The organism is Flavobacterium tistrianum, assembly GCF_003254545.1.
Classification (GTDB): Bacteria; Bacteroidota; Bacteroidia; order Flavobacteriales; family Flavobacteriaceae; genus Flavobacterium; species Flavobacterium tistrianum.
This window is the reverse complement of record NZ_QJRH01000069.1, coordinates 219,454-243,533: the sequence shown is the minus strand read 5'-3', so window position 1 is coordinate 243,533 and position 24,080 is coordinate 219,454. Positions and strand designations below refer to the sequence as shown.

General features: G+C 34.4%; 18 protein-coding genes. 10 read left to right on the top strand and 8 right to left on the bottom strand.

Going from position 1 to position 24,080, the window contains the following annotated elements; genetic code table 11:
* Nucleotides 1-13: 13 nt before the first annotated feature.
* The 7 genes from DMB71_RS13085 to DMB71_RS13055 form a co-directional block, all read right to left on the bottom strand.
* Nucleotides 14-2,794 (bottom strand): T9SS type A sorting domain-containing protein, encoded by a 2,781-nt coding sequence (locus DMB71_RS13085; RefSeq protein ID WP_111366775.1) that lies wholly within the window; start codon nt 2,792-2,794, stop codon nt 14-16.
* 362 nt (nt 2,795-3,156) lie between these two features.
* Nucleotides 3,157-3,459 carry a DUF6787 family protein gene (locus DMB71_RS13080; RefSeq protein WP_111366773.1) on the bottom strand — a complete coding sequence of 101 codons (303 nt, stop codon included), beginning with the start codon at nt 3,457-3,459 and terminating at the stop codon, nt 3,157-3,159.
* A 31-nt stretch (nt 3,460-3,490) separates the two neighbouring features.
* Nucleotides 3,491-3,925, bottom strand: a complete 435-nt coding sequence (locus DMB71_RS13075) for a DUF6146 family protein (protein WP_111366771.1) — start codon at nt 3,923-3,925, stop codon at nt 3,491-3,493.
* Between the two features lie 164 nt (nt 3,926-4,089).
* A complete protein-coding gene (locus DMB71_RS13070; protein WP_111366769.1) occupies nt 4,090-4,653 on the bottom strand; it encodes a DUF937 domain-containing protein in 564 nt (187 codons plus the stop codon).
* Between the two features lie 102 nt (nt 4,654-4,755).
* Nucleotides 4,756-5,706, bottom strand: a complete 951-nt coding sequence (locus DMB71_RS13065) for a D-2-hydroxyacid dehydrogenase (protein WP_111366767.1) — start codon at nt 5,704-5,706, stop codon at nt 4,756-4,758.
* A 148-nt stretch (nt 5,707-5,854) separates the two neighbouring features.
* Entirely contained in the window at nt 5,855-6,925 is a 1,071-nt protein-coding gene (gene serC / locus DMB71_RS13060) for a 3-phosphoserine/phosphohydroxythreonine transaminase (RefSeq protein ID WP_111366765.1), read from the bottom strand.
* A gap of 93 nt (nt 6,926-7,018) precedes the next feature.
* The gene (locus tag DMB71_RS13055; protein WP_111366763.1) at nt 7,019-8,092 is read right to left on the bottom strand and encodes an acyl-CoA reductase; all 1,074 of its coding nucleotides are present in this window, start codon (nt 8,090-8,092) and stop codon (nt 7,019-7,021) included.
* A gap of 177 nt (nt 8,093-8,269) precedes the next feature.
* Between DMB71_RS13055 and DMB71_RS13050 the strand changes: the two genes are divergently transcribed.
* Nucleotides 8,270-8,620 (top strand): 4Fe-4S dicluster domain-containing protein, encoded by a 351-nt coding sequence (locus tag DMB71_RS13050; protein WP_111366760.1) that lies wholly within the window; start codon nt 8,270-8,272, stop codon nt 8,618-8,620.
* Between the two features lie 170 nt (nt 8,621-8,790).
* A complete protein-coding gene (locus DMB71_RS13045) occupies nt 8,791-9,954 on the top strand; it encodes a peptidase associated/transthyretin-like domain-containing protein (protein ID WP_111366758.1) in 1,164 nt (387 codons plus the stop codon).
* A gap of 89 nt (nt 9,955-10,043) precedes the next feature.
* Here DMB71_RS13045 and DMB71_RS13040 read toward each other — a convergent pair whose 3' ends face one another.
* Nucleotides 10,044-12,677, bottom strand: coding sequence for a TonB-dependent receptor (locus tag DMB71_RS13040; RefSeq protein ID WP_111366964.1), 2,634 nt, complete (start codon nt 12,675-12,677; stop codon nt 10,044-10,046).
* 295 nt (nt 12,678-12,972) lie between these two features.
* On the opposite strand from DMB71_RS13040, the gene ychF reads away from it, so the two are divergent.
* The 8 genes from ychF to DMB71_RS13000 all read left to right on the top strand — a co-directional run bounded on the left by ychF (nt 12,973) and on the right by DMB71_RS13000 (nt 24,055).
* Entirely contained in the window at nt 12,973-14,067 is a 1,095-nt protein-coding gene (ychF, locus tag DMB71_RS13035) for a redox-regulated ATPase YchF (RefSeq protein WP_111366756.1), read from the top strand.
* 331 nt (nt 14,068-14,398) lie between these two features.
* On the top strand, nt 14,399-15,076 hold the full coding sequence (locus DMB71_RS13030) for a TIGR02117 family protein (RefSeq protein WP_111366754.1): 678 nt from the start codon (nt 14,399-14,401) through the stop codon (nt 15,074-15,076).
* A 338-nt stretch (nt 15,077-15,414) separates the two neighbouring features.
* Nucleotides 15,415-16,332, top strand: coding sequence for a YihY/virulence factor BrkB family protein (locus tag DMB71_RS13025; RefSeq protein ID WP_111366752.1), 918 nt, complete (start codon nt 15,415-15,417; stop codon nt 16,330-16,332).
* Between the two features lie 86 nt (nt 16,333-16,418).
* Complete coding sequence (locus DMB71_RS13020; protein WP_111366750.1) at nt 16,419-16,943, top strand: NADPH-dependent FMN reductase; 525 nt, start codon at nt 16,419-16,421, stop codon at nt 16,941-16,943.
* Nucleotides 16,944-17,918, top strand: a complete 975-nt coding sequence (locus DMB71_RS13015; RefSeq protein WP_111366748.1) for a transglutaminase domain-containing protein — start codon at nt 16,944-16,946, stop codon at nt 17,916-17,918.
* An 82-nt stretch (nt 17,919-18,000) separates the two neighbouring features.
* Entirely contained in the window at nt 18,001-19,176 is a 1,176-nt protein-coding gene (gene pncB, locus DMB71_RS13010) for a nicotinate phosphoribosyltransferase (RefSeq protein WP_111366746.1), read from the top strand.
* A 163-nt stretch (nt 19,177-19,339) separates the two neighbouring features.
* Complete coding sequence (locus DMB71_RS13005; protein ID WP_111366744.1) at nt 19,340-21,208, top strand: DNA topoisomerase IV subunit B; 1,869 nt, start codon at nt 19,340-19,342, stop codon at nt 21,206-21,208.
* A gap of 132 nt (nt 21,209-21,340) precedes the next feature.
* On the top strand, nt 21,341-24,055 hold the full coding sequence (locus tag DMB71_RS13000) for a DNA gyrase/topoisomerase IV subunit A (protein WP_111366742.1): 2,715 nt from the start codon (nt 21,341-21,343) through the stop codon (nt 24,053-24,055).
* The last annotated feature ends 25 nt before the right edge of the window (nt 24,056-24,080 follow it).

Below are 24,080 nucleotides of genomic sequence, written 5' to 3'. Positions count from 1 at the left end.
TTTTTTTATGTTGCTATTGCACAATTATTTTCTTCACATATTGTGTTTTCTTTGTCAGCGGATTTACGACTTTGATCAAGAAAACTCCTTTTGAGTGTAACTGAATATTTTCTTGTGTGTTTCCTCTAATTTTTTGCTTTAGCAATTCTTTTCCGAAAACATCATAGATTTTTAAATCTGAAACTTCTGTTTCTTCGCTCTCAATGAGTACTGAGAAAGTTCCTTTGCTTGGAATTGGCCAAACGTTAAAAGCATTATTTTTATTTTCTTTAATAAGATCATCTGTTCCTAAAGTTAAACTTTGTCCGCTAATAACGTTTACTTTTCTTTTCATAGTTCCTCCTTCAGAATCGGTTACTGTAAATTCAAAAGAGCATAATCCGTTCGAAGCAGGAGTAAAGGCAACAACATCAGTATTTAGAGTTGCGTTTCCGTTTATTACATTTGAAATTGCGTAAGAAACTCCACTCGTAAAACCTCTAGATAATTTTTGAATATTGATGTTTATTTTGGTTCCGTTTGGAGATTCGTAATGAGGCAAAGACATCCATTGTAAATATTTGTCCAGATTGGTATAACCATCTAAATCAGGATCTGCATTTGCGTCTGAGAAATCTCCAATCGCAGAGTTTACATTTGTTCCAATGATATTTTCCCACCAATTTGGCAGTCCGTCCTGATCTGAGTCCCAATTTGAATCTCTAACTATTGTTGGGTAGCTTTCAAAACCTCCAACATCGGCTTCATTGTCAGGGAATCCAGGTTTTCCCGTTACACTTCCAACAGCAGAATATGTTCCGTTTAAAGTTTCTGAAATGATTCGCTGATCATGATCGTCAAATTCAGGCTGGGTGCATCCAACATCAGAAAGGACAATTTTATAAGCATTTTTTGCAGATTGAGTCGTTACATAAGAAGGAAAAAATGGTGCGTTTACAAAGTTGTCATAAGGAACCGTATTACCCGAAGCTTTTCTACCCAGCGTCTGATTTTTTTCATCGAAATAACCCGGCATAACATTTCCGTTAAAATAGCATTGTTGCATTCCTGTTCCAACGCCTTCATTTTGCTGATTGAAAGCGACAAATATTTTTGATCCTGCGCCTGGTTTATAGTAGTTGTTGACGAAATTTACTTCTTTTGTTCCTCCGTCGGTTGTTCTTCCTCCCCAATTGTAAACCACATTATTGGTAATGTCCATTCGTCCTGTATAAGCGCCGCTTCCGTCCAATCCACCACCTAAACTCCAGTTACGTCCATAACAATGTGCTAATAAATTATGGTGAAAACTTCCGATATCACCACCAATTGTAGCGGCATAACCGTGTTCTGTTCCTGCTGGATAATTTTGGTGGTTTGCTGCATTTAGGGCTTCAGAAATAAGTGTTCTCTGTAATGTAATGTTTTTTCCAGATCTAGAGCTGAAAGATTCGTCGATAGTCCAGCTGATAGAACAATGATCTATAATACTGTTGTCTGCGCCTGTTAATCCCATACCGTCATAAGTTGGTCCAGCACCAACTCTAACTCTTAGATTTTGCACAATTGCATCATTTCCTGTAACGCCAAATGGCGCAGAACGAATGCAAATTCCTTTTCCTGGTGCAGTTTGTCCAGCAACAGTTACATAAGGCTGACTTAAAACTAAACGGGATTGTAATTGAATTACTCCAGAAGTATTAAAAACAATTGTTCTTGGACCAATATCGTTTGTAACGGCTTCGCGGAAACTTCCTGGACCGCTGTCGTTTAGATTGGTAACGGTAACTACTTTTCCTCCGCGTCCTCCGCGTGCGAAACGGCCATATCCTTCGGCTTCTGGAAAAGCAAGCTGTGCGGGACGAAAACGCCAAACATTCCCCTTTTCAACTCCATTTGCTAAAACTTCGTCTATACGCCAGTAATAAGTTGCCCCTGTATATAAGCCGTTTACTTGATAAGAATTGTTGGCTAGAGCTTGGTTTCCTTTAAATTCTGGAGAAGATGTTGTAGCATTGTCAACAGCTGTTTGATCTGTTCCAAAATAAATATTATGGGAAACAGCGTTTGCTGCCGCTGTCCATTGCAATAATTTTCCGCCAGAGGTTAATTCGACATGTTCGTCATTTTGTTTTGGATTTGGATTTGTAGCTTGATAAAAAATATTAGGCGTATTTAATTCAAAACCATTAAAAATGAAGTTTTTGACATTTTCCGTTCCCGAAGTTTCAGCTGCCATTAAAATCACAACATCAGTTCCTGCTATCGCTTGAAATTTTAAATAAGTAGATTTAGCATCAGCAGTTTTAGTTGCTCTAACAGACGGAATCAAATTATCTACTACTAGATTTCCGTCAACAGAAATGTCTATTGGACTAAAGGTATTGGTTGTCGGACTGTCTACATTATTAAAAAAGGCCAATAATGTATGTTCGCCGGTTGCTAAACCGCTTATTTTAAGTTCGATTTGCGCGCCAAGATTTGCAGTTGTGCCCTTTACGGTAATTCCGTCAGACACCAATCGGGCATAATAAGGGGCCTGAATTCCTGCTTTGTACCAGTTGGTTCCTAAGTTGTCTCCATTGTTTCCAACGCGAGTAATGATAAATGTAACTCCATTTTCAGTATAGGTGCTAGTGTTGCCAGAAGCGATTACCCAAGTGGTATAATCAGGGTCGTTTACTTCTGCTTTAGGTCTTCCTGACTGATCAAAATCAATTTTTACAATTGGATTTTGGGCAAAAATCTTGTTTACCGGCGTAATTAGGCAGATTACTGCCGCTACTACGGAGAGTTTTAAGTAATTTTTCAGCATGTCAAATTGTGGTTTGGTTAGTAAGCAATAATGTAAGTCGAAGAAATTAAAGGACTGATTGTCAGTTTTGAATAATTAATTTCGACTATTGTAAAGTTTATTATTACTTAAAATAAAACTATCCTGCACAATGCTGTTCTGCCTAATGTATTATTGTGAAATCGAGACAAAAAGCAATATTATTCTTTTCTTTTGTGCTAATTTTTTAAATACTTAATATCTTATAAATACAGGGATTGATCCAAATAAAGCTTATAAAATATAATTAATTGAAGAAGATGAAAAAGAAACTAAAAAAATAAGAATTAAGGAAAATCTTGACCAGAACGGTTTTTGAAATTTAAAAGAGAGAAAGTGGAAGGTTAATCTTTAAACAAAAATCCAAGTCCCATGTTTTTAAGCATTTTCTTTTCGAAGTTCCAAAAGAATTTAAATTGCCCAAAAATAGTTCCGATAGCAACCAATAGAACTTGATAAATAGGGAAGATGATAATAAGACGAATAAGTGTAAACCAGCCACCAAAATCTTCTTTAGTAATTCCTAGCCAAACGCAGAAGGGTTTAGACAGCCAAGCAGATGCCGATCCTGTGATGGCAAAAACGATAAATATAATTATGGCTTGTAAATTGGAGGTAATTCCCCAGCGTTTTTTTAATCTGTTCATTGCTATTTGTAATGATTACAAATATAGTATATTATCTTGAGGGAACATAACCCCAAAGCTTTTGTTTGTAAGTATTTTGAAAATAAATCATGTAATTGTAAATTAGGTAATTTACTTCGTAGCCATAATGAATGTCAGGGCGATAGTCAATTGACATTTCGTACAAATTTGGGTTGTAGCGTTGTGGCTGTAAAACACGATTATTCCATTCGGTTACATACAGATAATTTTTGTTTTCAAGATATTGCAAGGAGTGATAGTTTCGTGGATAGGCGCGAGAGGCAAGCCAGTTTGAAAATCCGTTATCGATAATAATGACTTCGTATTCTAAAGAATCATTCGCAATTCTCACGGTATCACTTCCTTTTTTGTTTGAAACAACATCAGTGCTCGCAATATTCTTAGAAGCTGTAGAACACGCAATAATGGTAAATAAAACAATTAATATGGAAATGCCTTTTTTCATAGCATAAATTTACGATTTTTTTTGCAGGTTCAGAGAAGCAAAGGTTCAAAGTAACAAAGGTTTAACTTCTTGCTAATAAAAATAAAAAAGGATTACAATTTTGTAATCCTTTTTTATTAAAAGCCTTTGTTACTTTGAACCTATGCAACTTTGTAGCTGAAGAACTATTTACTTCCAAAAAGTTTTCCGATAAAACCTGCAATTCCTCCTTTACTTTTGGTAACTACAAGTACATCTGCAACGTCAACTTTTCCGTCATTGTTTTGGTCAAGTCCGAATTGCATTCCGTATTTAGAAATAGTATCCATTATTCCAGAAGCTTGTCCGCTGTTTCCAGAAATGGAATTTACAATATCTGAGATTTGAAAACTGCTATCGTTTGGATCTTTTGCTTTATTGACTAAAGAACCTAAAATCTGCGGAATCAAATTGGAAGCAACTCCATTTGAATCAGCACTGCTCAAACCAAATTTTTCGCCAAGATTTCCGCTCAATTGCTGTTGAATTTGCTGAACAACAGGATTAGAACTATCTATTGGAGAATTTCCGTTAAATAATCCCGCAATCTGATCTGTGTTTCCTTCAGAAACCATCTTTTTTAATCCTTCAAAAATAGAACTGCTTGTTTCGCTTATTACAGCTTCATTGTGTTCATTTGGAACAGCAGAATTGTTTACAACTGCATCACCACCGTATTGCTGCACTAATTGTGTTAATTGTTCAAACATAATTTTAATAGTTTTAGATTATACACCAAAATTAAACAAAAGAAAGGGATTTACTACAAAATTGTAATAAATCCCTTTAAAGATAATCTATTTTTTGATTGGTTAGCTCAACAAAGTGATAATTTGTGATGCTAATTCAGTACCAATTCTATCTTGTGCTTCTCCTGTAGCAGCTCCAATATGAGGAGTTAAAGAGATTTTAGAGTGCATTAAGATTGCCATTTCTGGTTTTGGCTCACTTTCAAAAACATCTAAACCAGCAAAAGCAACTTTTCCTGAATCTAAAGCTTTTACCAAAGCTACTTCATCAATAACACCACCACGCGCACAGTTTACGATTCCAACACCATCTTTCATAATTGCAAGTTCTTTTTCTCCAATGATATATCCATCTTGAGCAGGAACGTGTAATGTAATGAAATCAGCTTCTTTAAATAAAGACTCTAAAGATTGAGAAACAATTGTAGTTGTAATTGACTGTCCGTCGAAAAATTCAACTTTTACATCAACTTGAGGGATAAAGCTATCTGCAGCGATAACTTTCATTCCTAAACCAAGAGCCATTTTTGCAGTAGCTTGTCCGATACGACCAATACCAACAATACCTAAAGTTTTTCCTCTCAATTCAGTTCCGTTAGCGTAAGCTTTTTTCAAACCATCAAAGTTTGAATCTCCTTCAAGAGGCATATTTCTGTTAGAATCATGTAAAAAACGTACACCAGAGAATAAGTGTCCAAATACTAATTCTGCAACAGATTCTGAAGATGAAGCAGGAGTATTGATTACATGGATTCCTTTGCTTTTTGCATAATCCACATCGATATTATCCATACCAACACCACCACGACCGATGATTTTGATTCCAGGACAAGCATCGATAATATCTTTACGAACTTTAGTTGCGCTACGAACTAAAATTACATCAATATTGTTATCATTTATATAGTTAGCCACTTGTTCTTGAGCTACTTTTGTAGTGATAACTTCAAAACCGCCTTTTTCTAAGGCTAGAATTCCGCTTTTAGAAATTCCGTCATTTGCTAATACTTTCATTGCAGGATTTATTTTTTTATTTGGTTTAATCGTTTAATTGTTTAATCGATAAACCAACTATTTGATTTTTCTTTTTTTGATATTTTAAAGCAAGTGTTTTTTGACGATTAAACAGTTAAACAAATTAACGATTAACCAAAAAAAAAAATTAAACTTTAGTTTCTAGTGCTTTCATTACGTCAACTAAAACCTGAACGCTTTCAATTGGCATAGCGTTGTAGATAGAAGCTCTGTAACCGCCAACAGAACGGTGTCCTGGCAATCCAGAAATGTTTGCAGCTTTCCATAAAGCATCGAAAGTCTCTGTGTGATCAGGATTTGTCAGTAAGAAAGTTACGTTCATGTTTGAACGATCTTCTACTTTAGCAGCACCTTTAAATAATGGGTTTCTGTCGATTTCAGCGTAAAGCAATTCAGCTTTAGCATTGTTTAATTTTTCAACAGCAGCGATTCCGCCTTTTTCTTTAATCCATTGTAAAGTTAAAAGAGAAACGTAAACAGCAAATACAGGTGGAGTATTATACATACTTTCTCCTTTAATGTGCTTAGCATAATCTAGCATACTTGGAATAGTTCTTCCGTTTTTGCCTAAGATTTCTTCTTTAACCACTACTAATGTAGTTCCGGCAGGCCCCATATTTTTTTGAGCTCCAGCATAGATTAAGTCGAATTTAGAAAAGTCTAATTCACGTGAAAAAATATCAGAACTCATATCGCAAACAACAGGTACATTTGTTGCTGGGAATTCTTTCATTTGAGTTCCAAAGATGGTATTGTTACTTGTGCAGTGGAAATAATCAGCATCAGCTGGAATTTCGTAACCTTTTGGAACGTAAGTATAATTGTCTTCTTTTGAAGAAGCTACGACAACAGTCTCACCGAAAAGTTTCGCTTCTTTGATTGCCGCAGTTGCCCACGTTCCTGAATCTAAATAAGCAGCTTTTCCGTTTTCTTTCATTAAGTTATATGGAGCCATTAAGAATGCTGTGCTGGCACCACCTTGTAAAAATAAAGCTTGATAACCTTTCCCCTGAAGACCTAATAATTCTAAAGCAAGGGAACGAGCTTCCTCCATAACTGCAACGAAATCTTTGCTTCGGTGCGAGATTTCAAGGATAGATAACCCTGAATCATTAAAATTTAAAATTGCTTTTGATGCCTTCTCAAAAACTTCCTGAGGTAAAATACTTGGTCCTGCGCTGTAGTTGTGTTTTTTCATGGTTGTTGTTAATAGTCGAAAATTTTAAAGACGCAAATTTCGGCAATAAGAGCCGAAAAAGCGTTAAAATATTCGAAATAATTAAACATTTTATTACTTTGTTGTTAACAAAAACGTTATAGTATCCACATTGTCTGCGTAATCCCACAATTGAGGTTTTTGGGTTTCTCCAAATGCAATACTATTTGTCGTTAAATTATTGCTAACAATGCACTGAATTTGATCTGCGTCCTCCTGAAGACGTTTTTGGAGTTCTTCAAGATTTTCGTAGTATTCATAAAAAACACTCGAAATAGGTGAAGCGTAACTTGAATCTTCTTTTAAAGTCAAAAATCCGTTGTCTAATAATTTGAAATTGCTCATTAAAAAAACAGCTTTGTTATAATCATAATTATTAGCGAATTTTTCATAATGAATGACATCTTGATATTTGAACATTGCTTGAAAAAATGCATCAAAAGAATAATCTTTCGGAATATACAATTTTGATACATTTCGACATCCTAAACCAAAATATCTGAAAATATCTTCTCCAAGTGCTTCTAGATCTTCATTGGTTTCTTTTCCAGTTAAAATGGCAGCCGAATTTCTGTTTTTACGAATAATCGACGGCTTGTCTTTAAAATAATATTCAAAATAACGAGCTGTATTGTTGCTTCCTGTTGCAATTACAGCATCAAAGTTTTCTAGTTTTCCTTCTACAAAAGTGATTTTATCTTTGAAATTTTCATCAACAGCAATTAAATATTTAGCTAAAAATGGCAATAAATGCTGGTCGTTTGATGAAGTCTTGATTAAAGCTTTATTTCCAGTTATTAAAACAGATAAAAAATCATGAAAACCTACTAACGGAATATTTCCAGCTAAAATTAAAGCAACAGTTTTTCCATTTTTGTCATCCTGAGCGGAGTCGAAGGAATAAGCTGAAAGCCATTTGTCTATATTTTCTTTGGTTAAAGCTTCAGCCCAAGATTGTATAGAGAAATAGACTTGTTCTGGAGTATACCATCCATTATGAGATTGTGATAAACGAATTAGATTTTCGAAATCTTCAAAAAAGATGTCGTTATATAAAACGTCAGATTTTTGCGCAGAAGCACCTTCAGAAAACTGACTTAAAAATTTTCCTAATTCAACAAAAACACTTTTTTTTGTTTCTAATGTCATAATGTTTGTTTATGAATTGTTTTGATTGTAATTTTGCACAAAAATAAGCATAATTAAGTCGAAAGACAAAAGTCCAAAGTTGAAAAGGCTATTATACTTTAACTTTAGTACTTTCAAACTTTATGACAGATTTTATGACTTTAGACTTTATGACTTTTAAACTTTAAGACTAAAAAGATGGCAATTATTATAACTGACGAATGCATCAATTGCGGGGCTTGCGAACCAGAGTGCCCAAATACAGCAATATATGAAGGAGCAGATGATTGGAGATATAAAGACGGAACAAGTCTTTCTGGAAAAATAGTTTTACCTGACGGAACTGAAGTTGACGCTGACGATGCGCAAACTCCAATTTCTGATGAAATTTATTATATCGTACCTGGAAAATGTACAGAATGTAAAGGTTTTCACGATGAGCCCCAGTGTGCTGCTGTTTGTCCTGTTGACTGTTGTGTACCTGATGACAATCACGTTGAAGACGAAGAAACTTTATTAGAAAGACAAGCTTTTTTACATAACGAGTAAAAATAATTGTTTGATAAATTATAGAATCCTGAGTCGAAAAACTCAGGATTTTTTTTACCCTGATTTCAGGTATTTGCAAGTGTTAGTCACTTGATAGCGAATGTTTTATTTTTAGGCTGTTGCTTTATTGTTAGAAAAACAATACTTTAGTTGAAAAAATAACAGTGCCTATGAAGAAATTGCTACTTTTATTTATTGTTTTGCTCAACTGCGTAAGCGTTTTTGCACAAAAGGAGGAGTATTCTATTATTGTTAAGGATATAGAAACCATGGAGCCAATACCAAATGCTACGGTTAAAATAATGAAAACTCAACAAATTTTATTGAGCAACGAAGAAGGGAAAGTTACTTTTATGCTGACTGGCGGATCTAATGTTCAGGTTTCTGAAACTAATTATGAAGATTTGACCGTACGCTGGACTTCTTTGAATGGAGAGCAAAAATTTGTTGTTTATTTAAAGAGTAAAAACAATAAATTAGATGAAGTAGTTTTGTCTAAGGAATCTCCAGAAAAAATACTGCAGAAATTGGTTAACAATTCTACAAAGAAAATTAGTATCTCGCATAGACAGAAAGTATATGTTAGAGAGTTTTTTATGCTCGACAATCAGTATACGTATTATAATGATGGATTGGTAAATTTTCAATTTGATAAGAATAATAATGAAACCACTTTGCTGGTGGAACAAAATCGTTCTTACGGATTATTAGAAGCTGATGTAAGTGCTGATTTGAAAGGTTATAATTTGAATAATATAATGGAGAATTATTCGAGTTTTAAATACTTAGAACCTTTACTGGATTCAAAAGCCAAAAAGGAATATGATTTTACAACCAAAGGGCATTCTAAAAACAAAGATTACTACGTAATGTCAGTTGTTCCGCTGGATAAAGCCAAAGAAGCAATTGATAATTTCGAAATCATTTATGATCCCGTGAAAAAAATTATTGTAGAATTTACTATTTCTGTCACGCCTGCAACTCTTGATAAAGTGGAAGAGAAGACAAAAGAAGGCGAAAAAAACCTCACAAAGTCGTTTGTAAAAGTAAATTATAGATGGGATGGAACCGATTACTACTTATTGAGTTCTAATGAAGAAATTGGTTATAATGTTGTTTTAAAGGATAAAACTAAAAATGTACAGGTAAGGAATAGTTTTGTCACAACGGGTTTCAACAAACAAAATTTCACTTATAACGAAAGTGACGTCTTTAAAGAAAAATCACTTTTTAATAAGAAAAACAAAATCCTAACCAATTATTGGGATATTTCAGGATTTACAGCAACCGATGAAGAAAAAGCTATCATTGCATCGTTAGAGTTTAAATTGTAATTATAAATAGAAATGAAAAATCCTGAACGTTATGTTCAGGATTTTTTTGTTCTGTCAGGCTGAGCGAAGTCGAAGCCCTCTTTTAATAATTAAAAATTAAATCCAAGTCTTGCGTAGTAATAAGCTCCGCTGAAACCCATTTGTACTGCATCCCAATAACCTCCTGCTTCTGTATTTCCTTGTTCGTCTTGTTTAGTTGGGTATACATTAAATAAGTTGTTGCTTCCTATAGTCAGTTTTAAGCTTTTTGTAAACTGATATCCAAGAGTTAAATCGGTAATCAATCTCGGATTGTAAATGTCGTCTTCGTCAGCATAATCAACCAAAACCACTTTGCTAAAACGAGTAAAAGCTAGTCCTGCATCAAATTTGTTTTTAGCATAAGTAAGGTTTAAACCAAATTTATTGTCTGGAGCTGAAGCCAATAAGAATGCTTTTTCTCGTTTTCCAAAGAAAATAGATTCGTCAAGAGTACCATTTTTAACTTTGTCAATTTTCATGTCGTTGATGTTTCCAACTAAAGTTGCACCAAACTGGCCGAAATCAAATTTCTTTTTCCAAGAGAAAACCAAATCCAAACCATGCGTGCTTGTGTCAACTCCATTCACAAAAAACTGAGCTTCAGAAACGCCTAAATTTAAAGAGCTGGCATCAAAATATCCTGTTAAAACGATACGGTCTTTTACCTGAATATAATATCCGTCAACTGTTGCTGTAAAATCGCCAAAAGATGCAGTAAAACCAAACGAAGCATTTACCGCTTTTTCTTCATTTAATTTCTGAATTCCGAACGCTCTTGTTACTGGACTATCGTTTGGAGCCAATAATACTTCTGTTGCTCCGCTTGCGTTAAAGTTGGTAAAACGTAAATTATAATAAATTTGAGCTAAAGATGGCGCACGAAACCCTGTACTTATAGATCCTCTGGCGTTGATATGATCTGTAATTTTAAGTCTTGATGCTAATTTTCCATTAAGTGTGCTTCCGAAATCACTATAATTTTCAAAACGCAAAGCTCCGCTTAACATCCAAGCTTCTGTAACATCCAATTCGGCATCAGTATAAAGAGAAAAATTAGTTCTGTCTTTGTTTACTTCGTTTGCAGGGCTGTATCCAGGGAAACCTTGTGAGCCTCCAGGTCTTGGTTCTCCAGTTACTGGATCAATTGGCGCGCTTTGAGTTGTAGGATCTGTAATAGGTTTTCCGTTTGTATCGTAAGTTGCGTATGAACCTTCTTCGCCAGCAAAAATTTCAAATTGTTCTACTCTAAATTCTGCTCCAAAAGCAATATTTAAACCTTTTAAAACATCTCCATAATTTTTCGAAATATCAAAATTTGTGGTGTTTTGAAGCAAACTGTGTCCTCCAGCATCAAATTCGTGAGGAGATTTTTCTTCAAGAGAAGCATTTATAGTTCCTTTAATATCGTATTGAAATTTGTTTTTACCAAAAGTATTGCTCAAATCAAATTTCCATCCGCCAGAAGATTCAGTTCTAATTCCTGCTGCGATAGAATTGTCATTAATTTTAGAAGTAATTCTTGGGGTATATCCACCTGGATAAACAGATTCTACAACTCTTTCACCATCATTTCTGGTAAAAGCATAAGCGTCTGTATCTCTGAAATTGCTTCCGCCAAAAGCATAAAATTCAGTTTTATCAGAAATAGGAATTGCTAAATTGGCAAACAAATTAACACCTGTCATTTCTGCATCACCAAAACCTTTTCTGAAATCGTAAGCAGGTCTTAGTGTTTTGTTTTTGCTTAAAAATTCTCCTGTAACATTTACATAACCACCTTTAGAACCAATTCCAGTTCCATAATTTGCTGCTACTCTTACAGAGCCTCCGTCAAAATCCTGATTTTTTCCATATGAATTTCCGTTTCCATTCTGATCCAATCTAAATCCTTTTGTGTTTGGAGTTCCTAGCAAGAATTCGCCTTTGGCATGCGTATTAAAAACGCCATACGTAACAGAGCCTGTTAATTCGTCAACGTTGTCGTTTGTCACAATATTAATAACTCCAGCAATGGCATCAGAACCATATTGAGCAGAAGCACCATCGCGCAAAATTTCAATTCTCTTGATAGACGCAGCTGGAATAGCATTCAAATCTGTTCCTGTGTTTCCACGTCCGCGAGTTCCAAATAAATTGATTAGGGAAGATTGATGTCTTCTTTTTCCGTTAATCAAAACCAGAGTCTGATCTGGCCCCATACCTCTCAAAGAAGCTGGGTCAACGTGGTCGGCACCATCAGATCCCGATTGTTTATTGGCATTAAATGAAGGAGCTACATATTGTAATAACTGATTAATTTCGATTTTTCCGCTTTGTGTAGTTACATCTTTTACATTGATTACATCAATAGGAACTGCCGAATTTACAACGGTTCTCTTAGCATTTCTGGAACCAACTACAACAACGTCGTTTAAAACCTGCCCATCATTCTCGCTTAACGTAACACTTATCTTATCTCCAGAAACTGTTTTTTCAACTGTTGTAAATCCTACATAACTGAAAATCAAAGTTGCGCCTTCTTTAACTTTTATTCTAAAGCTTCCCTCAAAATCGGTAGAGACACCATTAGAAGTTCCTTTTTCGACAATATTAACGCCTGGAAGCGGATTTCCAGTTTTATCTTTCACAAGACCCGAGACCTCTTTTTGTGCAAAAAGAAATGCTGAATTCAGCACAAATAGTAATAATGCAATCTTTTTCATAGTTGTTGGTTTATTGGTTTGTTTTTTGTTGATTAGTTTTATAAAAGTAATGTTTTTTAACAAAAATTTAATAAAATGTTTAAAAATTTCATTGCATATATCTAAAATTATATTATTGACCATTTTTACTTCGCGCAAGAGCTATTAAATCTTATATTTGCAAAATTTTAAAGCCAAAAAATAGCATTTTGGCAGAAAATGATAAAATCAGGTAAATCATAAGCCATTAAATCACAAGGTTTAATGTATAGGGTTTAAATTTGAAGACCCGCATAAAATAAATAGAAACAAACAGATGAAAGCAGGAATTGTAGGATTACCAAATGTTGGAAAATCAACATTATTTAATTGTTTATCTAATGCAAAAGCGCAGAGTGCAAACTTTCCGTTTTGTACAATCGAACCTAATATTGGTGTTGTAAACGTTCCAGATCCAAGAATCAACAAGTTGGAAGAATTGGTAAAACCAGAGCGCGTTCAAATGGCAACTGTAGATATCGTTGATATTGCTGGTTTGGTAAAAGGAGCAAGTAAAGGCGAAGGTCTTGGAAACCAGTTTTTAGGAAACATTAGAGAGTGTAATGCTATCATTCACGTTTTACGTTGTTTTGATAATGACAATATTGTACACGTTGACGGAAACGTAAACCCAATTCGTGACAAAGAAACTATCGATATCGAATTGCAGTTAAAAGATTTGGAAACAATCGAAAAACGTTTGGAGAAAGTAAAACGTGCTGCAAAAACAGGAAATAAAGAGGCTCAAACAGAAGAAGCTTTATTAAACAGAATTAGAGAAGCCTTATTGCAAGCAAAATCTGCAAGAACAATCGTTCCTCAAAACAATGACGAAGAAGTTCTTATGGAAAGTTTCCAATTAATTACAGCAAAACCAGTTTTATACGTTTGTAACGTTGACGAAAGTTCTGCAGTAAGCGGAAACAAATATGTAGATCAAGTTCGCGAATTAGTAAAAGATGAAGAAGCTGAAGTTATTGTACTTTCAGTAGGAGCAGAAGCTGATATCACAGAATTAGAAAGCTACGAAGAGCGTCAGGTTTTCCTTGAAGATATGGGATTAGAAGAGCCAGGAGCGTCAGTTTTAATTCGTGCAGCTTACAAATTATTAAAACAGCAAACTTACTTTACAGCTGGTGTAAAAGAAGTTCGCGCTTGGACAATAAATATTGGGGCAACTGCACCACAAGCAGCTGGAGTTATCCACACTGATTTTGAAAAAGGTTTTATCCGTGCAGAGGTAATTTCATATGACGACTACGTTCACTACGGTTCTGAGGCAAAAGCGAAAGAAGCTGGAAAATTCAGAGTGGAAGGAAAAGAATATATCGTGAAAGATGGTGATGTAATGCATTTCCGTTTTAACGTTTAATTTTTTTTTAGAGAAAAGAAACAAGAAGAAAGATAATAGACTAAACTGCTGGAGAGATTCAGCAGTTTTTTTTTACCGAAAAGTTAATACTCACAAAGTATGTCATCCTGAGGAACGAAGGATCACACTAGAGACTCCGCACAGAGAGTTGTCAATCTTTGTCGAGTTACTTGTGTGATTTCTCCTTTCAGTCGAAATGACAAATTAGTGCGCTTTCGCGAAAGCGAATCAGTAAAATCCGCGTCCCATTTTAGCAACTGAAAATTTTTGGCTCAAAAATTGGTTACAGAAAAATTAACCAAATTACTAATCTAAAAATCAACCAATCAAAATGCTAAAAAAATCATTCAAAATTCTAGGCTGGACACTTTTCGGAATCTTTAGTTTTCTTGCCCTTTACATTTCATCGGTTTTAATTATTTCTAAAATTACAGTCAACTCAGATATTGCAAAAGTTGAAGAAAAAGATGCCGTTCCCATTTATATTCTTTCAAATGGAGTTCATACCGATATTGTGGTTCCTATAAAAAATGAAATCAAAGATTGGCGAAACGAAATTCAGTTTAATCAAACTCAGTCAAAAGATTCGTTAATGAATTATATCGCTTTTGGTTGGGGAGATAAAGGATTTTATTTGGAAACACCTGAATGGTCAGATTTAAAAGCAAGCACAGCTTTTAAAGCCGCATTTGGAATCAGTTCTTCTGCTGTGCATGCGACGTTTTTTAAACAATTAAGAGAAGGTGAAGACTGCAAACGCATTTTGATTTCAAGAGAAAACTATCAAAACTTAGTCAATTATATTTCAAATAGTTTTAGTGATCCAATTCATCCACAATGGATTGAAGGTCATAGTTATGGAAGAAAAGATGCTTTCTATGAAGCTAAAGGAAGCTATAGCCTTTTTTATACTTGTAATACTTGGGCGAACAATGCTTTAAAAGCGGCCAACCAGAAAGCAAGTTTATGGACGGTTTATGATAAAGGGATTTTTTGCCATTATAAATGATTTTTGATGTTAAGTCTTTACGGGACAGTTAAAGTGTTGTTTTTTTTGAGTTACCAATATTAAATCTCTACGAGATTGTTTTGTTAAGGATTTAATATTGTTGATTTAAATCATGGATCTTAAAAAGGAATTACATATTGGTAAATCGAGAATTCAGCTCTAAAAAAATATTCCGTTAGGAATTAAATATTGGTAGAAATATAAAGGTGTTTCCAGCACAATTATTCCGCTAGGAATTAAATATTATATATGGAAAAAATATAAAATTCTAACAAAATCCAAGAAGTAAGGAATTTTCATTATTGATTAAATTTGAGTGAATATCAAAAAATCAGCAAATGAAAAATCACAATATCTTTTCGAAAACTTGGTATTTATTAAAAACAACATTTTTAGAATTCAACGATGACAATGCTATAAAGCTTAGCGCGGCGTTATCTTATTATACCATTTTTGCTTTGCCTCCTTTATTGATTATTATAATTACCATTTGTGGCTTCTTTTTTGGGGAAGAGGCAGTCACAGGTCAGTTATATGGTCAGATAAATCGATTGGTTGGAAATAATGCTGCAGTACAGATTCAGGAGGCAATCAAGAATGTTCAATTATCAGACAGTAATGTCTTTGTAACCGTTTTTGGAGTTGTGATGTTACTGATTGGAGCATCAGGAGTTTTTGCGGAAATTCAGAGCTCTATCAATTATATTTGGGGACTTCGCGCAAAGCCCAATAAAGGTTTGAAAAAGTTCATTCAAAACAGGTTGATGTCTTTTTCTATGATTGTCTCAGTTGGATTTTTAATGCTGGTCAGTTTGATGGTCAATGCCACACTTGATCTTTTAAATGCTCGTTTAAAACTCTATTTTCCAGACACAACTGTTTACTTTTTTTATGTGGTTAATTTGGTGATTGTTTTTGCCAGTATTACATTGCTTTTTGCTATTATATTCCGAACTTTACCAGACGGAGTTATCAAATGGAAAGATGCTTTTATTGGAGCATCAAGCACAGCAATTTTATTTATGATAGGTAAATTTGCAATCGGAGTATATTTAGGAAATTCTACTGTTGCAAGTGTTTATGGCGCAGCAGGTTCTGTAATTATAATTTTGGTTTGGGTATATTATTCAGCGATAATTTTATATTTTGGAGCAGAATTTACTAAAGTCTATGCAAAAGCTTTCGGCGGAAGTATTTCACCAAATGATTATTCTGTAGAAATACAAAAAGAGATTTTTGAAATCGAAAATAACTAAATAACTGTCACAGATTAAATAGATTTCTACAAATTAAAAATCATTTTAATCTTCTTAATCTGTGGCAAAAAACAAATACCACAAATATGAAAATAGTAGCCTTTGGAGGAAGTAACAGTAAGAACTCAATTAATAAACGTTTAGCGACTTACGCATCAAGCTTGTTTGAAAATGCAGATGTTGAGGTTTTAGATCTTAATGATTTTGCAATGCCAGTTTTTAGCGTAGATCTAGAGAAAGAAATTGGTCAGCATGAAGTGGCGCAGGCATTCTTGAATAAACTTAAAGAAGCTGATATTCTAGTAGTTTCAATGGCAGAAAATAACGGAAATTATTCTGTTGCTTTCAAAAATGTTTTCGATTGGAGTTCTCGAATAGAGAAAGACGTTTTTCAGCATAAACCAATGTTATTATTAGCAACTTCTCCAGGCGGTCGAGGAGGTGCATCTGTTTTAGGAATTGCTCAGAATCTTTTCCCGCGTTATGGAGCAGAAATTAAAGGAAGTTTCTCATTACCAGCATTTGGCTCGAATTTTGATTTACAAGAAAATAAAATCTCTAATCCTGAATTAGATCAAGAACTGAAAGATATTATTAAATCAAATTTTTAAATGCCACAAAAAAAGATTGCCCTTATTTTCCTTTTATTAAATAGTATTTTTATCAATTTTACTTTTGCTCAAAAGATTAGTGAAGTTGATAAAATAATTGCAAAATACCCAAAAAGCTTTGATAGCACCGAAAAATTAGCCGACAAAATCGAAAAAGATTTTGATTCGGATTATGATCGAGCGCGTGCTATTTACAGCTGGATTGCTTTCAATATAAGATACGATTATAATGCGTATTTGAATCCGCCAAGAACGCAAGGCTTCAGCTATTCTTCAGAAGCAGAAAAACAGCGAAAAATAAAACAACTGAATGATAATCTAATTCAGAAAGCTTTTAAATCTAAAAAAGCAGTTTGTGAAGGTTTTACAGCCTTGTACCAGCATTTGGCTACTTTGATGGGAATTAAATGCGAAATAATTCGCGGTGATTCTAAAATTTCAGTTAGGGATATTGGAAGAAAAACCACTTCATCCAATCATGCTTGGAATATGGTTTTGATTGATAAAAAATGGCGTCTTTTGGATGTAACCTGGGGGCAAGGCTATTATGACAGCAGTAAAGGCAGAATGGTTAACGATTTTAATCCTGCTTATTTTGATACAGACCCAGATTATTTCTTTGCAAAGCACTTTCCAGATTCAGGTTCTTATTTAGGAAACAGATTAAGTAAAGAAGATTTCTTGAATGGACCTTTGATTTACAATACAACAATCGAAAAAGATTATAAAATTAAATCGCCAGACTCTGGAATAATTGAGGCTAGAAATGGAGATAAAATTACAGTTGAAATCAAAAACATATCAAAATCCAATCAAGTTTTTTATTTGAATAAATACAATAAAGCTGTTAAAGTTCAAAATCCAAAAGAAAAACGAGGGGGATTAGAATTTCAAATTGGCATTGATAACAATATTGGAGATTATATTACTGTTTTTGTAGATGGAAATAGTGTTGTTTCTTTTAAAATAGTTTAAAAATAATGAGCTAAGAATCCAGTAATTTTCATCTTTTCTGAAATTGCCGTATCTTAGCAATAATGATCCGAATTTGAACACTATGGAAGCCACTTTTCTGAAATCAATCTTAGATAATGATTTCTATAAATTTACGATGCAGCATGCTGTAATTAAACTTTTTCCAAAAGCAAAAGTTCGATACGGATTTATAAACCGCGGAAAACATATTTTTCCAGAAGGTTTTGCGGAGTTGCTTCGAAATTCTGTCGATGCTATGGCAGATTTGCGTTTAACAAAGGAAGAAAAAAATTATCTCGCTCATTATTGTCCTTATCTTGATCCCACTTATTTAGATTTTCTGCAAGGATATAGTTTTGATCCGTCTGAAGTTCAGATTAGTCAGGAAGGTTCAGAAATAAAAGTTACCGTTGAAGGTTATTGGTACAGAACCATTTTGTGGGAAGTGCCGTTAATGGCTTTGATTTCGGAGCTTTTTTATAAGTCAAATCATTTAATTCGTTTAGACGATGAGACTGTAAAAAGTCTTACGAAAGAAAAGATAGAGAATTACAATAGGCTTGGTGTTTCAATATTAGAATTTGGAACAAGACGTCGTCACTCTTACGACGTGCAGAGTCTTGTAAATGAGACTTTGCAAGCTTATGGAGGACAGAGTTTCATTGGTACAAGCAATGTGCATTTCGCAATGGTCAATAATCGAAGACCTTTGGGAACACATGCTCACGAATGGTTTATGTTTCATGCGGCACAATATGGTTTTCAGGTGGCAAATTTTATAAGTCTTGAAAACTGGACGAAAGTTTATGGCGGTGATCTGGGAATTGCTTTAACAGACACCTATACTACAGAAATATTTTTCAATCAGTTTGATAAAAAATATTCCAAACTTTTTGATGGCGTTCGACATGACAGTGGCGATCCGATTGAGTTTGCCCAAAAAGTAATTTCGCATTACATCAAAATGGGAATTGATCCGAAATCAAAAGTTATTGTTTTTTCAGATTCGCTCAATTATGACAAAGTAAAAAAGATTGCCGATTTCTGTCAAGATAAAATAAAAATGTCGTTTGGAATAGGAACAAATTTTACCAACGATGTTGGTCTTCCAGCCATGAATATGGTTATAAAATTAACTGATACAAAACCTGATAATGTACATTGGCAAGGTGTTGTAAAACTTTCTGATGAAAAAAACAAAAATACGGGAACGCCGGAAATGATTGCTTTGGCAAAAGAAGTACTCGGAATCAGATAGTGTTTTTTTTGCTGAAAAAGCAGTTTTTTATAATTTTGACGCCCGTTTTATTTTAAAATCAACTTAAATAGATTTTAAACTGTTATTATTCATAACAAAAAAGAAATACGCTTTCATTTTTTGTTAAGAAATGGTACATTAGCAAAAAATCCTAAAATCATATATGCTAGAGCAAAATCAATATACCGAAGATAATATTCGTTCGCTTGATTGGAAAGAACATATCCGTATGCGTCCTGGGATGTATATCGGAAAACTTGGAGACGGATCTGCGCCGGATGATGGTATTTACATTCTTCTAAAAGAGGTTTTAGACAACTGTATCGATGAGTTCGTAATGGGCTCTGGAAAAACTATTGAAGTAAGTATCAAAGACAAAACGGTTACGGTTCGTGATTACGGACGTGGTATTCCGTTAGGAAAAGTGGTCGATGTAGTTTCGAAGATGAATACGGGAGGAAAGTATGATACAAAAGCTTTCCAGAAATCAGTAGGTCTGAATGGAGTCGGAACAAAAGCAGTAAATGCACTTTCGACATATTTCCGTGTAGAATCTGTTCGTGATGACAAACAAAAAGCGGCAGAATTTTCAGCAGGAAATTTAGTTTCAGAAGAAGATGTAATTGATACTACAAAACGTAAAGGAACGAAAGTGACTTTTACGCCAGACGAAACGATTTTCAAAAACTTTAAATTCCGTTTAGAATATGTAGTCAAAATGGTTAAAAACTATTGTTACTTAAACAATGGTTTGACGATTATTTTTAATGGAGAAAAATATTATTCAGAAAATGGACTTCGCGATTTATTAGAAGAAACGATCAACGAAGAAGACTTAGAATACCCAATTATTCATTTAAAAGATCACGATATTGAGGTTGCGCTTACACACAGTAAAACGCAGTATAGCGAAGAATATCACTCTTTCGTAAACGGTCAGAATACAACGCAGGGAGGAACGCACTTAGCGGCTTACCGTGAAGCGGTTGTAAAAACAATTCGAGAGTTTTATAACAAGAATTTTGATGCGTCAGACGTTCGAAAATCTATTGTAAGTGCGATTAGCATTAAAGTGATGGAACCGGTTTTCGAGTCTCAGACCAAAACAAAATTAGGTTCTACCGATATGGGGTCTGACGACGGAACACCAGCAGTTTCTGTTCGTACTTTCGTTAACGATTTCATCAAAACGAAACTGGACAATTACCTGCATAAAAATCCGCCGACAGCCGAAGCTTTATTGCGTAAAATTCTTCAGGCAGAACGTGAAAGAAAAGAATTATCAGGAATTAGAAAACTGGCGACAGATCGTGCTAAAAAAGCCAATCTTCACAATAAAAAATTAAGAGACTGCCGCGCGCATCTTCCTGATACTAAAAATCCAAGAAACTTAGAAAGTACGCTTTTTATTACCGAGGGAGATTCGGCTTCCGGATCGATTACAAAGTCGCGTGACGTAAACACACAAGCCGTTTTCAGTTTACGTGGTAAACCTCTGAATTCATACGGAATGTCTAAAAAGATTGTGTATGAAAACGAAGAATTCAACTTGCTTCAAGCGGCACTAGATATCGAAGACGGATTGGAAAAATTGCGTTACAACAACATCGTAATCGCAACAGATGCCGATGTCGATGGAATGCACATTCGTTTATTGTTGATTACTTTCTTTTTGCAGTTTTTCCCAGAATTAATAAAAGAAGGGCATTTGTATATTCTACAAACACCTCTTTTCAGGGTTCGAAACAAAAAAGAGACAATTTATTGTTACTCAGAAGAAGAAAGGAAAGACGCGATTGAGAAATTAAAACCAAAACCAGAAATCACGCGATTTAAAGGTTTGGGAGAGATTTCGCCAGATGAGTTCAAAAACTTTATTGGAGACACCATCCGTCTTGATCCCGTTATGATGGATAAACATACTTCAATAGAGCAGTTGTTATCTTTTTATATGGGTAAAAACACGCCAGACAGACAAGATTTTATTATCAAAAATTTGAAGGTTGAAATTGATGAGCTTGAAGAAGCTTAAAGAGAAAATAAAAATACTAGGCAATGACTAGTATATTTTAATTTTGAAAAAAACGCAGTCAGTGACTGCGGAATTGAAAATACTTCTGTTAAAATTAAATTGAAAAAATACTGAAATAAATTCAGCATAAAAATGAAAGACGAAGAAGACGATAACATAATTCCAAACGACGACGAGAATAATCAAGATGAAAATCTGGATAACATTCAAGATGGCGATGATGATGTGATTGATGGAGAAGGTAAACATTTTGAAGGAGCACATTTCTACGAAAATCAGGAAGAAGAAGGAGAAGATGTTATTACGAAGGTAACGGGAATGTATAAAGATTGGTTCTTGGATTACGCTTCGTACGTAATTCTGGAACGTGCAGTTCCTGCTATCGAGGACGGATTCAAGCCTGTTCAGCGTCGTATTATGCACTCTTTAAAAGAGCTGGATGACGGTCGTTATAATAAAGTTGCCAATGTTGTTGGTCACACCATGCAGTATCACCCGCACGGAGATGCGAGTATTGGTGATGCAATGGTGCAAATTGGTCAAAAAGATTTATTGATTGACTGCCAAGGAAACTGGGGAAATATTCTAACAGGCGACGGTGCAGCTGCGCCCCGTTATATTGAGGCACGTCTATCGAAATTTGCTTTGGAGGTTTTGTATTCTCCAAAAATCACAGAATGGGGATTATCATATGATGGTAGAAAAGCAGAGCCAATTAATCTTCCGGTAAAATTCCCTTTGCTTTTAGCACAAGGGGCTGAAGGTATTGCGGTTGGTTTATCAACAAAAGTTTTGCCTCATAATTTCAATGAATTAATTGACGCTTCGATTAAAATCTTAAAAGGAAAGCCATTTACGCTTTATCCTGATTTTATGACGCAAGGTATTGCTGACGTTTCGAATTACAATGACGGAATGCGTGGCGGACGTGTACGTGTGCGTGCTAAAATTTCGCAGTTAGACAAAAATACATTGGTAATTACGCAGATTCCGTTTTCGACCAATACCTCGAGTTTAATTGATAGTATTTTGAAAGCCAATGAAAAAGGTAAAATCAAAATCAAGAAAATTGAAGATAATACTGCAGCCGATGTTGAAATTTTAATTCATCTTTTCCCAGGTGTTTCACCAGATAAAACTATTGATGCTTTATTTGCTTTTACAGCTTGTGAAACTTCTGTCGCACCTCTAGGTTGTGTTATCGAAGACAATAAACCGTTGTTTATTGGAGTTTCTCAAATGTTGAAAATTTCGACAGAGAGAACAGTTGATTTACTTCGTCAGGAATTAGAAATACAATTAGAAGAATTAAAAAATAAGTGGCATTTTTCTACTTTGGAGAAAATCTTCATTCGTGAAGAAATGTATATTGACTTCAAACTATACGGAGACAGAGAATCATTATACAAATACTTGTATGATAGATTTGAGCCTTTCAAAAAATCATTCGTTAGAGAAATCAACGACGATGATTTACAGCGTTTGACTCAAATTCCGATGATTCGTATTACTCGTTTTGATTCTGATAAAGCAGATGAATTGATTTCGAGGTTAGAAGAAGAAATGAAAGAAGTAGAGTATAATCTGGAGCATTTAACAGATTTTGCAATTGCTTACTTTACAAAATTAAAAGAGAAATACGGAAAAGGGAGAGAACGTCAGACAGAACTTCGTGTGTTTGATAACGTTGAAGCTACGAAAGTAGTTTTACGTAATACAAAACTTTACGTAAATCGCGAAGAAGGTTTTGTTGGTACAAGCTTAAAGAAAGACGAATATGTAGGCGACTGTTCTGATATTGATGATGTAATCGTGTTTTTACGAGACGGAACCATGATGATTACAAAAGTCGATGCCAAAACTTTTATTGGAAAAGACATTATACATGCCGCTGTTTTTGATAAAAACGATAAACGTACCATTTATAATATGATGTATCGTGACGGTAAATCAGGACCATCTTATATCAAACGTTTCAATGTTACTGGTGTAACACGTGATAAAGCTTATGATTTGACAAACGGAACGAATGGTTCTCAGGTGGTTTATTTCTCGCATAATCCAAATGGAGAAGCTGAGGTTGTAACTATTTTATTGCGTCAGGTTGGAACGATCAAGAAACTGAAATTTGATATTGATTTTGCTAAATTGGCGATTAAGGGGCGTGGTTCTAAAGGAAACTTGGTAACCAAATATCCAATCAAGAAAATCGAATTAAAAGAAAAAGGAATTTCGACTTTACTGCCAAGAAAAGTTTGGTTTGATGATACTGTAAAGCGTTTAAATGTTGACGCAAGAGGAGAACTATTAGGAGAATTTAAACCGACAGATAAAATTTTAGTTATTAGTCAGTCAGGAAAATTGAAAGTAATCATTCCAGAATTATCAACACATTTCGATGAAGACATGATTGTTTTGGAAAAATGGAAACCTAAAAAACCAATTTCTGCGATTTATTATGATGGAGAAAAAGAGCGTTACTTCTTGAAACGTTTCCTTGTAGAAAACGAAGGAAAAGAAGAAAGCTTCATTACAGACCATCCTAATTCGCAGTTAGAGATCGTATCTACCGATTATCGCCCTGTAGCGCAATTGGTTTTTGCAAAAGTAAAAGGAGTTCAAAAAGACGATCTGCATATAGATGTAGAAGACTTTATAGCCGTAAAAGGTTTTAAAGCTTTAGGAAACCAATTAACCACAGATAAGTTAAGACAAGTGAATTTATTAGACCCACTTCCTTATGAAGAACCAGTCGAAGAAGTTCCTGAAAAACCTGAAATTTCAGAAGACGATCCTGTAGAAACAGAATTAGATGACGATGGCCAAATAGGCCTAGTTTTAGAATAAAAACAAAAAAACGCTAAGATTTATT